The organism is Streptomyces sp. NPDC107454 (assembly GCF_055582885.1).
In genome coordinates this window covers 191,478-204,514 of sequence record NZ_JBVJPA010000005.1, presented here as the reverse complement: position 1 = coordinate 204,514, position 13,037 = coordinate 191,478, and the positions used below count along the sequence as shown (strand labels likewise).

14 protein-coding genes are annotated in these 13,037 nt (G+C 69.3%); 5 read left to right on the top strand and 9 right to left on the bottom strand.

Annotated features, from left to right (window positions below; all coding sequences use genetic code 11):
- Window positions 1-53 precede the first annotated feature (53 nt).
- Together ACZ69M_RS13875 and ACZ69M_RS13870 are read left to right on the top strand one after the other, a co-directional pair.
- Window positions 54-356 (top strand): hypothetical protein, encoded by a 303-nt coding sequence (locus tag ACZ69M_RS13875; RefSeq protein WP_470049622.1) that lies wholly within the window; start codon window positions 54-56, stop codon window positions 354-356.
- Between the two features lie 91 nt (window positions 357-447).
- Window positions 448-1,146 carry a hypothetical protein gene (locus ACZ69M_RS13870; RefSeq protein WP_470049620.1) on the top strand — a complete coding sequence of 233 codons (699 nt, stop codon included), beginning with the start codon at window positions 448-450 and terminating at the stop codon, window positions 1,144-1,146.
- 92 nt (window positions 1,147-1,238) lie between these two features.
- Here the strand turns inward: ACZ69M_RS13870 and ACZ69M_RS13865 are convergent, their stop codons facing one another.
- The 7 genes from ACZ69M_RS13865 to ACZ69M_RS13835 all read right to left on the bottom strand — a co-directional run bounded on the left by ACZ69M_RS13865 (window position 1,239) and on the right by ACZ69M_RS13835 (window position 7,615).
- Window positions 1,239-1,661 (bottom strand): hypothetical protein, encoded by a 423-nt coding sequence (locus tag ACZ69M_RS13865; RefSeq protein ID WP_470049618.1) that lies wholly within the window; start codon window positions 1,659-1,661, stop codon window positions 1,239-1,241.
- A gap of 63 nt (window positions 1,662-1,724) precedes the next feature.
- Window positions 1,725-3,437: a relaxase/mobilization nuclease domain-containing protein gene (locus ACZ69M_RS13860; RefSeq protein ID WP_470049616.1), complete on the bottom strand. Its 1,713-nt coding sequence runs from the start codon at window positions 3,435-3,437 to the stop codon at window positions 1,725-1,727.
- Window positions 3,434-3,952, bottom strand: a complete 519-nt coding sequence (locus ACZ69M_RS13855; RefSeq protein WP_470049614.1) for a MobC family plasmid mobilization relaxosome protein — start codon at window positions 3,950-3,952, stop codon at window positions 3,434-3,436. The genes ACZ69M_RS13860 and ACZ69M_RS13855 overlap by 4 nt, the downstream gene beginning before the upstream one ends.
- A 168-nt stretch (window positions 3,953-4,120) precedes the next feature.
- On the bottom strand, window positions 4,121-4,567 hold the full coding sequence (locus ACZ69M_RS13850) for a hypothetical protein (RefSeq protein WP_470049612.1): 447 nt from the start codon (window positions 4,565-4,567) through the stop codon (window positions 4,121-4,123).
- A gap of 49 nt (window positions 4,568-4,616) precedes the next feature.
- Window positions 4,617-5,915 (bottom strand): hypothetical protein, encoded by a 1,299-nt coding sequence (locus ACZ69M_RS13845; protein WP_470049610.1) that lies wholly within the window; start codon window positions 5,913-5,915, stop codon window positions 4,617-4,619.
- Window positions 5,916-5,999: 84 nt separating this feature from the next.
- Window positions 6,000-6,695 carry an ATP-binding protein gene (locus tag ACZ69M_RS13840; protein WP_470050157.1) on the bottom strand — a complete coding sequence of 232 codons (696 nt, stop codon included), beginning with the start codon at window positions 6,693-6,695 and terminating at the stop codon, window positions 6,000-6,002.
- Complete coding sequence (locus ACZ69M_RS13835) at window positions 6,692-7,615, bottom strand: hypothetical protein (protein WP_470049608.1); 924 nt, start codon at window positions 7,613-7,615, stop codon at window positions 6,692-6,694. Before ACZ69M_RS13835 ends, ACZ69M_RS13840 begins: the two co-directional genes overlap by 4 nt.
- Window positions 7,616-8,102: 487 nt before the next feature.
- Between ACZ69M_RS13835 and ACZ69M_RS13830 the strand changes: the two genes are divergently transcribed.
- The 3 genes from ACZ69M_RS13830 (at window position 8,103) to ACZ69M_RS13820 (ending at window position 10,381) form a co-directional block, all read left to right on the top strand.
- Window positions 8,103-8,360: a helix-turn-helix domain-containing protein gene (locus ACZ69M_RS13830; RefSeq protein ID WP_470049606.1), complete on the top strand. Its 258-nt coding sequence runs from the start codon at window positions 8,103-8,105 to the stop codon at window positions 8,358-8,360.
- Window positions 8,361-8,449: 89 nt separating this feature from the next.
- Window positions 8,450-8,815 (top strand): helix-turn-helix domain-containing protein, encoded by a 366-nt coding sequence (locus ACZ69M_RS13825; protein ID WP_470049605.1) that lies wholly within the window; start codon window positions 8,450-8,452, stop codon window positions 8,813-8,815.
- 48 nt (window positions 8,816-8,863) lie between these two features.
- Window positions 8,864-10,381 carry a LacI family DNA-binding transcriptional regulator gene (locus ACZ69M_RS13820; RefSeq protein ID WP_470049603.1) on the top strand — a complete coding sequence of 506 codons (1,518 nt, stop codon included), beginning with the start codon at window positions 8,864-8,866 and terminating at the stop codon, window positions 10,379-10,381.
- 113 nt (window positions 10,382-10,494) lie between these two features.
- On the opposite strand, the gene ACZ69M_RS13815 is transcribed toward ACZ69M_RS13820, so the two are convergent.
- Window positions 10,495-11,388 carry a phosphorothioated DNA-binding restriction endonuclease gene (locus ACZ69M_RS13815; protein WP_470049601.1) on the bottom strand — a complete coding sequence of 298 codons (894 nt, stop codon included), beginning with the start codon at window positions 11,386-11,388 and terminating at the stop codon, window positions 10,495-10,497.
- A 31-nt stretch (window positions 11,389-11,419) separates the two neighbouring features.
- Window positions 11,420-12,811 (bottom strand): SNIPE associated domain-containing protein, encoded by a 1,392-nt coding sequence (locus ACZ69M_RS13810; RefSeq protein ID WP_470049599.1) that lies wholly within the window; start codon window positions 12,809-12,811, stop codon window positions 11,420-11,422.
- Between the last annotated feature and the right edge of the window lie 226 nt (window positions 12,812-13,037).

Sequence of the window (13,037 nt, the reverse complement as noted above, 5' to 3'; positions counted from 1 at the left end):
CGTGGCCCGATACCCCCGAGCAGAACGCTCCCGCTCCGGCTGAGGAGGAAGCGGTGGCGCCAGACTTCCTGCCGCCGGACTTGCGGGTGCCATCCCGGCAGGAGGTGGCGGGACTGATGATGCCCTGGAAGCAGCCGCTCGTGATCGACGGAGAGGTCCGTACATGCTCCGGGTGCGGCGCGTACCGGGACTGGATCGTCTTCTGCCTGCGTGACGACTCGATCTGGCTGCACTGCCGCGTCGGCCACGAGACGAACGAGCCTCGTCTGGACGCGGCCTGGTACAACCGCAACTCCGGTCCCGTCGACAGGTTCCACCCCACTCTCGAAGAGGGCCTGCGCCACCTCGGCCACTGAGCCCCCGAAGCCCCTCCATCTCTTCGCATTGCCGGCGCCCGGAGGACCGGCCTGGTCAACCTGTCCGCTTCGCAGACCACCAGGGGTTCGCATGCGCTTTCACACCACGACCGTCCTCAGCCTCAGCGCCCTTGCCATCCTTGCCCTGACCGGCTGTTCGACCGGCAATGCTGATTCCAGCGCCCCATCGTCGTCGACGACCGTCTCGGCGCACCCGGACGGCGAGAGTGCTCCGGCGTCCGCTCCGCTTTCCTCGGCCGCACTGGCCAAGTGGCTCCTGGACGAGAACGATCTGGGCGAGGGCTACACCCGCACGCCGCAGCGCGCCGCGCAGCACGACGACGCGACCGTGATCGGCTGTCCGGCGTTGGAGAAGCTCGGCAGCGAGGCAGCGATCGGCGGCAGCTTCGACTTCCCGCACAAGGCGAAGGCGTCCTTCACCTATGCGGGCGGCAGCGACTCCGAGGTGGCCGAGGAGCTGTACAGCGATGCCGAGGACAAGCTCTCCCGGAGCGTGGGCCGGATCTTTGACGCGATGACCTCGTGCCCCACCTATCAGGTCCTCACCGGCAGTACTTCCGTCACGGTCACGACTCAGAAGGTGACCGCGGCCCGGCTGGGCGACGAGCGGTGGAGCCAGCTGCTGACCTTCTCCGCCGGCGGGCGCAGCAGCATCGTCAAGCAGACGGCCGTCCGCACCGGGACGGTGGTGGTCGTCGTCTCCGGAAGTCCCGGACTTGTCGATACTCACGTGGCGAAGGCCGTTGACAAGGCGCAGCGCACACAGTGACCTCGGGTACGCGAAAGGGGGCAGGTGGCCGGGAAAGCATCCCGGCCACCGGCCCCCTTCTCATCTGGAAATGCAGGCGCTGCTGCTGTTGGTCAGAAGGCGTACGGGGTGAACGGACGGACAGGTTCGGCCGCGGCGTTGACCAGCCGCTGAAGCTCTGCCCGCTCGTCCAGGTTCATGATGTCGATGGCGTTGCCGAAGGACTTCTCGGCAAGCTGCCCCATGAACGGGGCGAGGAAGCGGTCCAGGGCCTCCGGGGCTTCGAGCCACGTCTGCAGGTACGCGTGGTACCGGTCTATCTGCTCTCTCGCCTCTGCGACCTCGTCGGTGGTTGGTGCGAGGGCGGCGGCCTGTTCCTTCCTGGTGAAGGGGCCTCCATCGTGGTGGTGCCAGGCATTGGTGCCGAAGTGATATTTGAAGTACGCGCCGGCCAGTTGGGCGACTACGTGGCGGCGGGGTTCGTTGCGGGGAATGCGGGTGCTCCTTATAGGCGGGTTGGTGCGGTGGGGCAACACGAAGGGCCCGGAGAATCTCCGGGTTCGGTAACCGGGGATGTGCGGCTACGATCCGTCGCCCGCTTACCGGGACTGACCAGTGCGGGATGGCGGCGGCGTGTACGTGGCTGGGACCCCGGCGCCGGTCTGTGGGGCGGTCTGAGTGTGTGGACTGCGGGCCTGCGCGGCTCGTGCGCCAGGGCCGGGTACGTGTCGTTCGCCGAGGCGTTGGATGCGCCAGACGAGGACTTCGGATCCTGACTTGGCGTCGTCCATGGGGCGTTGTTGGGCAGCTTGGTGGAGGACCGTGGCCGGGTCGTGGCCGGCGGCCTCGGCGGTGGCGAGGGCTGCAGCGAGCGCGGGCCAGGCGGTCTCGGCGAGGATCCGCTCGGCATAGGAGGGCAGGACCTCGTGCAGGGTGCGGGCGTAGCGGTGGACTGTGCCGTCGGTGGGGCGGTGCCGGGCCAGTGCGGCGAGACTGTTCGGGGCGATCTGGTCGTACGCAGCCTGCAGGTGGACGAGGGCTTGGCGGGCGGCGGCCACCTGCCGGTCGTGGTGGCGCAGTGCGCTGCGGCGCTGGGCGGCGACGACGACGAGGATGGCGACGTCCAGGAGCATGGCCAGGCCGGTGTGGTCTGCGGGCTGATAGCGCATGCCCTTCAAAGCGCCGCGCAGGGCGCGAGCCTGCTGGTGGTCGGCACGAGCGCGGGTGTGAGCGGCGTGTTCGAAGGCGAGCGCGGCCCGCTGGAGTTCGCCCCTGAGGTGGAGGGGCGCATGGGCGGGCAGGGCATAGAGGACTTCGCTGAAGACCGTCAGGTGAGCCTGGGCGATGTGGTCGTCGGCGTGGTCGAGGTGGTGGGGGATACGTTCTGCGGCCGCGGTGGCCTGGTGCCACGGACTGGGACGGCGACGCCCAGCCGTTGAGGCTGAGGGGATTGTGTGCGTTTCGGCCGCGGCCAGTCGCTGGCGGATCTGAGGGAGGGACAGATCGGTGGCGAGGCTGGAGCCGGAGTACCAGATGGGTGGGCCGTCGTCGGGCAGGGCGACCTTGTAGCCCTGGAGGTCGCCGGAGGGCAGGGTTCGGGTTTCGACCTGGAGCCCGGCGTCGGCAAGCAGGTTGAAGAACTCGTCCAGGCTCGTCGCGTGGGAGAGCGCGGCGCGCACGGTGTGCCGCAGCCGCTCGCGCGCTGTCATGTCGCGGCCTTGCCGTTTGGCCTTCTCCTGCTCGGCGCGGGTGGGGTGCTTCGCGGCAGGGGTGCCGACGACGGCTTCCGGGCCGCGCGAAACCTGGGTAAGGCCGAAGTCCTTCTCGATCGCTGCGAGTTCGGTCATGGCGCGGTGGTAGTCGTTCCAGTTCCGCGGCGGGCGCAGATCACCGCGCACCTTGGTGGCGACGATGTGGATGTGGTCCTCCGCGTGACGCACGGCAACCCACCGGCAGCCGTCCGGATCGCCATCGGGTGCGATGCCGGTCGCGTGCAGCACGCGCCGGGCGATGGTGGCCCACTCGACGTCAGTGAGGATGCGGTCCTCGGGCGCGGCGCGGATCGAGCAGTGCCACACATGCCCCTCGGGTGCCTTGGCGCCGGCCTGCTTGACTCGCAGGTCCAGGGCCTTGGTGAGCTGGCCGAGTCGCTGCTTGTGGTCGGGGCTGTCGTACGGGCCGGGGTCAGGAATGAAGTTGTCCCAGGAGGCGACGATGTGCTGTTCGGTGTGTTCGTTGGCGTGGCCCTGGTCGAAGAGGTACGCCAGCACGCCGCGGGTGTGGTTGCCCGGCTTGACGATGTTCGCGATCACCTCAGGCCGCCCGCCTTCTGCCCGGCTGCCCGAAAGGCCGCGTCGTCGATCGCCCGGACCGTGTCGTGGGCGGTGGCGAGCAGGCGCTCAGTCCGCTGCAGGATCGCAGCGTCCACAGGGTGTGGATCGCCGCCCGAGTTGAGGCGGCGGGCGATCTGGTTGACGTTGTTGCCGATCCGGGCGATCTGCGCCCTCATAGCGGCGAACTCGTCGACCGCATCGTCGTAGACCGTGCGCTCGGCAGCGACGCTGATCTCACCACGGACGCGGGCCATGGTGGCGTCGGCAATGTAGCGGGCCATGGTCACGTGAGCGGTCTTCGCCGCCGACTGGATGTCGTGCTTCTCGTACGGTGCGAAGCGGGCTGTGACGTGCTCGGAGCGCTGGGCGTCGAGGTTCGCGCGACGGTGCGGCACGCGCTGCTTGGCCCCAGCGGCAGGGGCGGTCGGCTGTTCGCCAGCCCCCACCCGCTCCTGCTCCGGCACGCCCTCGTGCCGGAGCAGCTCCTCTGCCACCCCCGGGGCGGAGGAGTTCGCGATGGACCGGCCTATGGACGGTCCATCGCCATTGCTTGCTGCGCGTGTGACGGGAGTGGTGGCCATCTGCTTTTGGGGGATGGGGAGTTCGGGGTACTGGTCGCGTATGACGGGATGTCCTTGTGTCGGGGTTGCGGGGGTGGTGGGTCAGGCGGCGTGCGGTTGCGTGTTGAGCTCGGCGAACTGCTCGGCTGCGAGGTCGAGCAGATCCACCAGGCGCCGCTCCGGGAGGCGAGCCGCGGAGGCCAGGACGCCGTCGATGCGCGGGTCGAGGGCGCTCACGGCATCCAGTCCGGCGGCGCGGGCGACAACCAGGCGCAGCTCGGCCTCCAGCCAAGTCCACTGCTCGATGGCGGGCACCGGGGTGTCGTCATCGATCTGGCCCAGGGGGCCGATCCTGAGTCGGCTCAGGTAGTGGCCGCCGGCAGAGAGGATGTCGGGAAGGCAGATCTCGTCCTGGGCCATCCATCGTCCGTGTTCCAGCAGAGTGAGGATGGCGCAGCGCAGCAGGGTCATCTCGTCGCGCCCAGGCGCGGTGCAGATGGGGCAGGACCAGTTGTGGCAGTCCCAGGCGGGCGTGGTCGAGCGGGGCATGGCGGAAGGGCCCTTTCAGCGATGTGTGGTTAGAGGTGCGGGGGAGAGTTCAGTGGGGGTGGCCGGTACGGGCTGAGTCCTGTTGCTCGGCCTTGACCGCGTTGACGATGCTCTGGGCAAGGTCGGTGCCGACCTGGTGGCCGTCGGCGCGGACGGCTGCCTTGAGGGAGTCACGTGAGAGGCGACCCGTCTCGCGGTAGATGCGCTCCGCGTACGCGATGAGGGCATCCCGAGGCAGGTCGGGCTTGCGACCCGGGCGTATCGGCTCCGGCTTCTCGCCAGGCTCGGCACCCGCGTCTCTGCCCGTACTCACCTCCGCGGCTGCATCTGTAGCGGGTTGAGGGCGGCCGATGGATTCCGGGCGGTCCGACCGGTGTACGCCTTCGCCCGTATTCGGTACGGCCTCCGGGCGCTCGGGCCTTGCCCGCTTCGCCGCGGCAGTGCGGGGCTGGCTGACTCGGTTTCCGGGCGTCTCCCACCGTTCGGGCAGCGGGAGCGAGGCCAGCCGTGTGGCCTGCTGTCGGGTCCCGAGTTTTCGCAGCAGCAGCTCGTCCTGGCGGAGATCACCGTCGACGTCGGCCCTCTCCAGCGCCTCGTGCAGGCGCCGAGTCGCACGCCGGCCACGTCCCTTGTTGCGCTTCGCTTCGGGCATCGCTTCGATGCGGAGGATCAACGTGACGGCCCGGCTCAGGGCGCGTTCGCGGATGAGTCGTGCGGCATCGGCGTCCTGGTCGTGGATGCCCAGGCGCGCCAGCAGTCGCTCGCGTGCCTGTCGGCCGAGGATCGCGAGCAGGCTGCGCGAGGCGGCCTCGGGGGTGTGGTGGCGTAGCTCGATTCCCATGGCCAGGTGCCAGAGGACTGCGGCCATGACCGGGCCGATCAGCGCGCGGACCGTGCCACCGACGGGACCGGACTCGGCGTAGGCGGGGACGATCTGGCCTCCGGTGATCACCCATACCAGGACGCCAGGCGGTCCCGGCGCCTGCCTGCGGCCCTTCAGGTTCTGGCGCGCCATCAACGCCATTGCGAACAAGGCCAGTTCAGCGATGGCGAACATGAAGGCGCGCTCGACGGTGCTGCCCATGCCGAGGTAGTCGGCGGCGAAGCGCCAGCTGGTGTCCGCGCTGTAGGCGGTGCAGCCGATCGCGGCGACAGCGGCGACCCGGACGGCGGCGCTGCTACGCCGCTTCCCGTCGCCGCGCTTGCGGGCGCGCTGCCACAGCCATCGAGTGACCAAGGCGAGGGTGATGAGCAGGACCGCGATGGCCGCAGGCACAGGGATCCAGTGCGGCAGGACGGGCATGCCGATGCTTTCGGCGCTGATGAGAGTGGTGGTGCCAGGTGTCATGCAGAGGCTCTCCATGGGGCCTGCGCGTTCGAGGGCAGGCGGAAGCGAGGGCGGGCGGGGCGGTGAGGAGGGAGCGCGTACCCGTCAGACGGCGGGTGCGGTGCGGCGTCGGTCGGGGCCGGTGAGGATGACCCGCTCGGTCATCTCGGCGAGACGGGAGGCGACGCGGTCGCCGAGCGCGATGCGCAGCTCGGCGGTCGGGAGGTTGGTGGTGATGAGGGTGGGGAGCATGTGCTCGTACCGGTGGTTGATCAGCCGGTAGGTCAGCTCCTCGGTCCACTCGCTGGTCTTGGCCGCGCCGAGGTCGTCCAGGAGCAGCAGCGGGCTGCGGGACAGCGTCTGGAGCTCGCGTTCGCCGTCGTGGCCGGCGCGGGGGCGGAGCCGCGCGTGGAAGTCGGCGGACGTGGTGGCCTCCCAGCGCAGGCGGACACCTCGGGTGAGGAGGGCGCGTACGGCGCCGTATGCCTGGTAGGTCTTGCCGGTGCCGGTGGGGCCGGCGATCAGCAGCGAGGGGCCCTCGGCGATGCCGGGTCCGGTCGGGCCGGGTCGTCCGGCGCGGGCGATCTGGTCGGCCCAGGTGGTGATCTGGGGGTGGTCGGCCAGGGCGCGGCGGTAGCGGGCGGGGATGCGGGCGTCGGCGAGTTCCAGGGCGGTGACGGTCTCGGGCGCTGGCTCCTGGGTGGCCGCGGCGGAGTCGATGCCGCGCTTGGCGAGAATCGTGTTGAGCCGGTCGGCGAGCGGGCCGACGCGCTGGGGTGCGCGGGTGAGGGTGGCGGTCAGAGTTCATCTCCGTAGGCGGCGACGACGTCGGTGGGGTTCGTCCATGCCCGGTGGGCGGCGGGCGTGGCGGGGGAGGTGGCGTTCATGACCTCGTGGACGAGGCTGGGCAGGACGCTCGGGGACAGCCCCTTGGTCCGGTGGCGTTCGAGGGCGGCCCGGAGGTGGGCGGGGGCGATGCCCTCGTCGAGCAGCTTGCGCACCTGTCCGCCGAGATGGTTCAGGAAGGCGTCCGGCGGGCGGTGGTTGCACGCCGCGATGTACTCGCCGAGGAGCTGCTTGGCCGAGACGGTGTCGGGCGCGTGGGCGCTTGCGCCCCCCGAAGGGGTATCTCCTAGATCCATGGTCCTAGGTCCTAGATCCGGGCAGTGAGGGTTCACCGACGGCTCCGGGAGGACTCCATGAGTCCTCAGGGAGTCCTCCATGAATCCGTCCTGACCTGCGGTTTCGCATGCGGTACCCGGATTCGCTGCGGGCTCGCGCATTCCCCTTGTGTCCTCGCGGAGGGCTCCGTGAGACGGCAGTGAGGGCTCCGTGAATCCGGCCTCGGCTGGGCCCGGTGTGACTCCGGCCGGAACCTCGTGATGCGGGCATGCAGGGAGGCGGCTCTTGCTGGGCCGGTTGATCTTCTGATGGAGGCCCCAGGTGACGATGTGCAGGTACCGCTTGTGATCCGGCGCCTTGTAGCGGCAGATCAGCCCGGCGTCGGCGAGTTGGGCGAGGTCCGTCTCGACATCGGACGGGGTGTGCTCCGGGCGCAGGACCCACAACTGTCCGGCGATGATCGCGGCGTGGTCGCGGTGTCGGCCCTGGTCGTCGGCCTGGGTGAGCAGGCCGAGGAAGGTGCGCTCGGCGGTCAGGGAGACGGCGGCCAAGGACTCGGAGACGAAGGCTTCGGGCTTGATGGTGCGGATTCGTGCCAAGTGCGGGGCGGTCCTCACTCGGTGGCCTGTGCGTGGACAGCACGGCTCACCGTCGGTCGGGGCGGGATTCGAGCGGGGGACGTTGGCGCGGACGCGCGCCGGGAAGCGATTGCGTTTCCGGGGGTGTCGTCAACATAGCCACACCCCCGTCGCGCAAGTCCAGCCCTATCCGGCGCAATCTCTCACGGCAGAAAGGCTGCGAGAAATGGGGCTGGGTGGGAGGCGGGAGGAAAACCGTAAGGCACGATCCGCTGTTGACCAAATAGTTGCCCGGACCGCACAGCCAGAAGCATCACATCGGCAAGCCGTTGACGCGCCGCCGGCAGGGAAGCTACAACACAACACCCCACGTCAGATCCATGATCGACGCCCCGCTCCAAGCCGTTCCCGGTCCCTCGGGAACCACTTCGCGGCGAACCGCGCGAGCGCAACATAGCCGACGATCGCCGGTTACCAAAACCGGCGATTGGGCCTTTCAATTGGAGTCATGCCCCCACGCTCATTGGAAGTCGGACCCGCTGGAATACAGGCGGCCCGCACCATCGGAATCCTCCGGACCGAACGAGGCTTGTCACAACGGCAGTTGGCCGTCCGAGTGACCGCCCTCGGCCACCCGATGTCTAACACCATGCTGTCCCGCATCGAACGCGCCCAACGACGATGTGATGCCGACGACCTCGTCGTGATCGCCGAAGCCCTCCTCGTCTCGCCTCTCGTGCTGCTGCAGAGGCCGACCGCCACGTGACGAGGCCCGCCCAGCGCCGCTGACAGAGCACGCTCCGACCCAGTAAGGACCCGCCCTTCTTGCACCACTCCGACATACCCCCTGCCCTCGTGCGACACCTTCCCGGCACCGAGGGCGGAGCCCCATTGCCCCGTCTCTACCGCCCCGAGGAAATCGCCGAAGCCCTCGGCTGTTCCGCCTGGTGGGTCAAGGACCGGGCCCGACGCGGACTCATCCCGCACACCCGCGTCGGCCGCGCCTACCGCTTCACCGCCACACACCTCGCCGAGATCGTCCGCCTCCACGAAGAACGACCGAGGCGATCCGTCAGCAGCGCGCCGGGCAGCCCGGCGGCAACAAGACCTCCCGCTGCACGAACGAGTGCCGCCCAGCCTACTGGGCCGACTACGGCTCCGACGACAGGGCGTCTGCGGGCCCGACCGCCGCGCCGTACCCAGTACGAGACCGTCGCGTAGCACGCCCGCGCCCAGTCACAAGCCGAGAGCAGGGGAGGAAGACGGAAGTTGGGTTTCGCGGAGAAGCGCGGAAACTACTGGCGCGGCCGGTACAAGACCGCGCCAGGCAAGCACCTCACGGTGGTCGACGACAACGGGAAAGCGGTCCGGTTCGCCACCAAGGGTGAGGCCCAGCGCGCCGCGAGCGAGGCCGAGAACAAGTACCGGCGCGGCGACTGGCGCGACCCTGCACTCGGCCAGGAGACCTTCGGCGAGTACGCGAACCGCTGGTACGAGGCCCAGGACCTGGCCGCCTCGACTATGCAGAACTACAAGCGCCACATCGAGGAGCACCTGCTCCCCGACTTCGAGGACAAGGCGCTCGCCGGCATCCTGCGCACGGACGTCGACCTGTGGGAGAAGAAGGAGAAGGCCGTCTACGCGGCCTCCAGCGCCAAGACCTGGCGCTCGACGCTCCACCTGATCTTCGAGGACGCGATCGACGAGGGTCTGATCACGTCCAACCCGGCTGCCAGGCGACGCGGACGCGGCAAGCGCGCCGGCCGCTCCCGCGACCGCGGCCCGGAGAAGGTCGTCACCGACCCGCTCGGTATCCTGCTCACCGCCGAGCGCGCCGCCCTGCTCTCCGGCCGTGACGACGAGTTCGTCGCCGTCGTCCTCAAGGGGTACACCGGCATGCGCTGGGGCGAAATCGTCGGCTTGGAGACAGAGTTTGCCCGTGCTGGCTCCGTCCGCGTCGAATGGCAGCTGTACGAACTCGACACCGGCGAGCTGGTGCGCTGCCCACCCAAAGACGACAGCTACCGCACCATCGACGCGATGAACTGGCTGTCGGCCCTGGTCGCCAACCACGTCGCCCGCACGAAGCCGACACCCTGCCCGTGTCACGGCAAGACCTACGTCTTCCGGGGCCAAGGCGCGGCCCGCACCGGCGGCCACCTGGGCGCGAAGCTCATCGATGTCGCGCGCCGTGCTGAAGTCTCCACGGGCACGGTGTCCAACGTCCTCAATCACCCCGACCGCGTCGCCGAAGTAAAGCGGGTGAGGGTGGAGCAGGCCATCGCGGACCTGGGGTTCGTGCGAGGCGGCGTGGTGTCGGAGCACGCCGCCCACTGGCGCCGAAACGGCTTTGCGACGTGGCTGTTTACCCCGGCGGTCTCCGGCTGGTACCCGAAGAAGGCACCACAGGAGGCTCGCCCGGTACCCCTACTCGGCGAGCCGTGGCCTGGCGTCCCAGCCCGAGGACGCGGCGCCAGCGGCCGAGCTGACGCCTGCTGGCTTCCGATTGCCAAGGGCCTCACACCCCACGGTCTTCGCCACACCCACCGGACCGTGATGGAGGACCTCGGCACCGAGAAGGTCCTCATGGACGACCGCATGGGCCACATCGACGGATCTGTCTCGGCGCGTTACGCCCACGTCACCCTCGGCATGCGCAAGCGGCTTATGCTCGGACTGACCGAGCAGTGGGAGGCGGCGCTCGATGTTCGCCTGTCGATGAGCCCTCGCTCGCCGGTGAGTGTCCTTGACGCGCTATTGCGAGCGCGCCGTGAAGCAGTGAAATAGCCGGGGATTAGGGGGCACGCGATGCGGTGACAGGACCTCGACCAGAACACGATCGAGACCTTGTCGAGCGTGAATTTCCAGCAGCCCCTTGAAATCCCGCATTGAACACCGGGTCACGCGGCGGTGGGGCGTGGGCTGCCGTGGAATACCTGGGTGGTGTGCCAGGAACGGTGGGCTGCCGAGATGGGCGGCAGGCCGGGTTGAGGGCCTATGAGCGGACGGCCCGCGAGTGCGGTGACATGCTCGCGGGCAGCCTGACTGCGGCCGATGAATTGCTGCGAGACGAGGATGCGGTGGCCGCCGCCTATGCCGAGGACGCCCTTGTCGAGGAGCTTGTGGTGCAGCGAGCACAGGCACAGTCCGTTGTCGACGTCGTCCGGGCCGTCGAACGCCCACCAGCGCACATGCGCGGCCTCCAGCCCAACGGGCGCCGTGCCGATCATGCCGTCGTAGCCGCAGAAGGCGCACTGGTACTCGTAGGCGGTCAGCACCATCTCCCGTATCCGGCGGTCCCGCTGTCGCCTCCCGGGCGCCGCCAGAGCGTCGGTCTCCGCGAGTTCCAGTTCCAGGCCCACCGCGTCGCACAGGTCCTGGTGCAGTGACGCCGGGAAGTGCAGATCCAGCAGCACCCTCGCCATGCGGCCCAGCAGCGACGGTTCCCGCTGGAGCGCCACCTGCAGGTCCGGGACCAGCCGCCCGGTGGCCCGGCTGGCGCGCAGTTCCCGCACGCCGGTGCCCGGGCTGCCGGCGCCGTGCTCGGTCCGCACCTCCCACACTCCGTCGCTGACCAGATGGTGGAAGGGATAGGCGGGCGTGGTCCCGCGTGGCGGACCGTACTCCGCCAGCAGCTGCTTCAGATCCGCCTCCACCGCGCTGTACGGCAGCTCGTCCGCGGCATCCGCCTGAAAGCGGCCCAGCGCGTACAGCAGCAGCAACGGCTTGTGCGGCGCCCGCACCCCGTCCCGACTCCACTGCCTCAACTTCGCGGCCCGCTCCAGCCAGTCCATGACGGTGATCGTAGTGATGCCCGGTCGCACGTCATGCTGTGCGGTCCCCAACTCCTCCTGCACCTGCACCTGCGCCTACGCCTGCGACGGGCGCACCGGTCTCGCCCATGCGCCTGCCGGCCCGCCACTCCAGCGCCTGGGGTTCCTCGGTGAACTCGATCAGATGCTGTCCGGCGAACCGTTGCAGCGCATCGCGCACCTCCGCCGGGGTGGCATAGAAGAACTCCTTCCGGCTGTTGACCTGGTTGACCCGCTGCGAGGCGAACTGCCGGTGGAGTTCCGTCTCCAGGCCGACCGCGTCCTTGCTGAAGATCAGTGCGTGCACGTCGAACCGGAAGGGTACGGCCGCACCACTCAACTCGTAGACACGCTCCAGAGGTTCGAGTCGACGCGTCATGCCGATCTTCACCATACGGTCGCCGAAGGCGCCGATGTTCGAGATGACGTACACATATCCGGCGCGGACGTTCGCCGCGCGGGTCTCGACGTCCTGCAGAGCGTTCTCGATCTCGGCCAGTTTGGCCTCCATCTCCGCCACACCCGCCTCGTCACCGCGCTCGCGCAGGCGGTCGAGTGCTGACTGGTAGTGGCCGAGTTCCTTGTTCAGCTTCTCGCGCTGCCGGTCGAGTTCCCGCTGGACCGCGGCCTCCTCACGCTCCCGGGCGCGTACTTCGCGCTGGGCCTCCTTCTCCTCTTCCTTCTTCTGCAGGAAGTCGGCGGTGAGTTCCAACTCCCGTACGCGCGCGTTGTGGTAGTCGTCGGTGATCCGGATGTGCATGGTGGCACCGAGTCGGGCGATCGTTTCGCGGCTCTTGTAGAGCCGGTCGACGAGGGAGCTCAGCCGGTGCGGTCGCATGGACCGCACGGCGTAGTCGGCTTCGGCGTTGTAGGCGCGCAGCATGAGCTTGGAGAAGTCGCGGACCATCTTCTGGCCCTCGCGCTTGGAGCCGTTGACCGTCCAGTCCGTGGCCGCCTGTACGGCGCGGCCCGCACGGGCGAGCGCCTTGATCTCGTTCTGCAGTGTGTCGAGCCGGCTGCGGTAGGCGATCGCGTCGTGCAGTGCGTGCCGGTAGGCATAGATCCCGGCCTCCTGCAGCATGGCGGTCTCGTCGGCGTTGACGATCCGGCCCTGCAGTTCGGCAAGTCGCCGCTCGGCGTCGAAGACGTCCTTGCGGTGCCGGTCGGCCTCCTTGCGGACCCGCTCGGTCTCCTTCGCCGTCCGGCGCGCGTCGGCGAGAATCTCCTTCGCCGTCTCCCGCGCGTCCTTGAGGATCCCCTCGGCCTCCTCGGCGGCTTCGGCGGACGTCCGCTCACGCAGTTCAGCGGCCTCCCCCTCGACCTGCCGCACAAGACCGGCGACCCGCGCGGCATCCAGCCCCTGTGTCCTCGCGATCCACGCCCGAAGTTCTTCGACCTCGGACACGGCATCCGAACGCCGACGCCCGAACAGCCCTCCCTTCCGAGGCGCTGGCACCGCAGTCGTGCCCCCGGCAGCGGCCGTGACCGGCACCGCAGAGGCTCCTGTGGCAGGGCCGACACCGAGGGAGTCGCTGGTGGACTCGGCCTCAGGAACCCACAACTGCCATCCCGTCGGCATCGGGGGCCACGTGGGGTCGGGCCGCCAGTCCAGCGGCGGCACCCATCCCGCG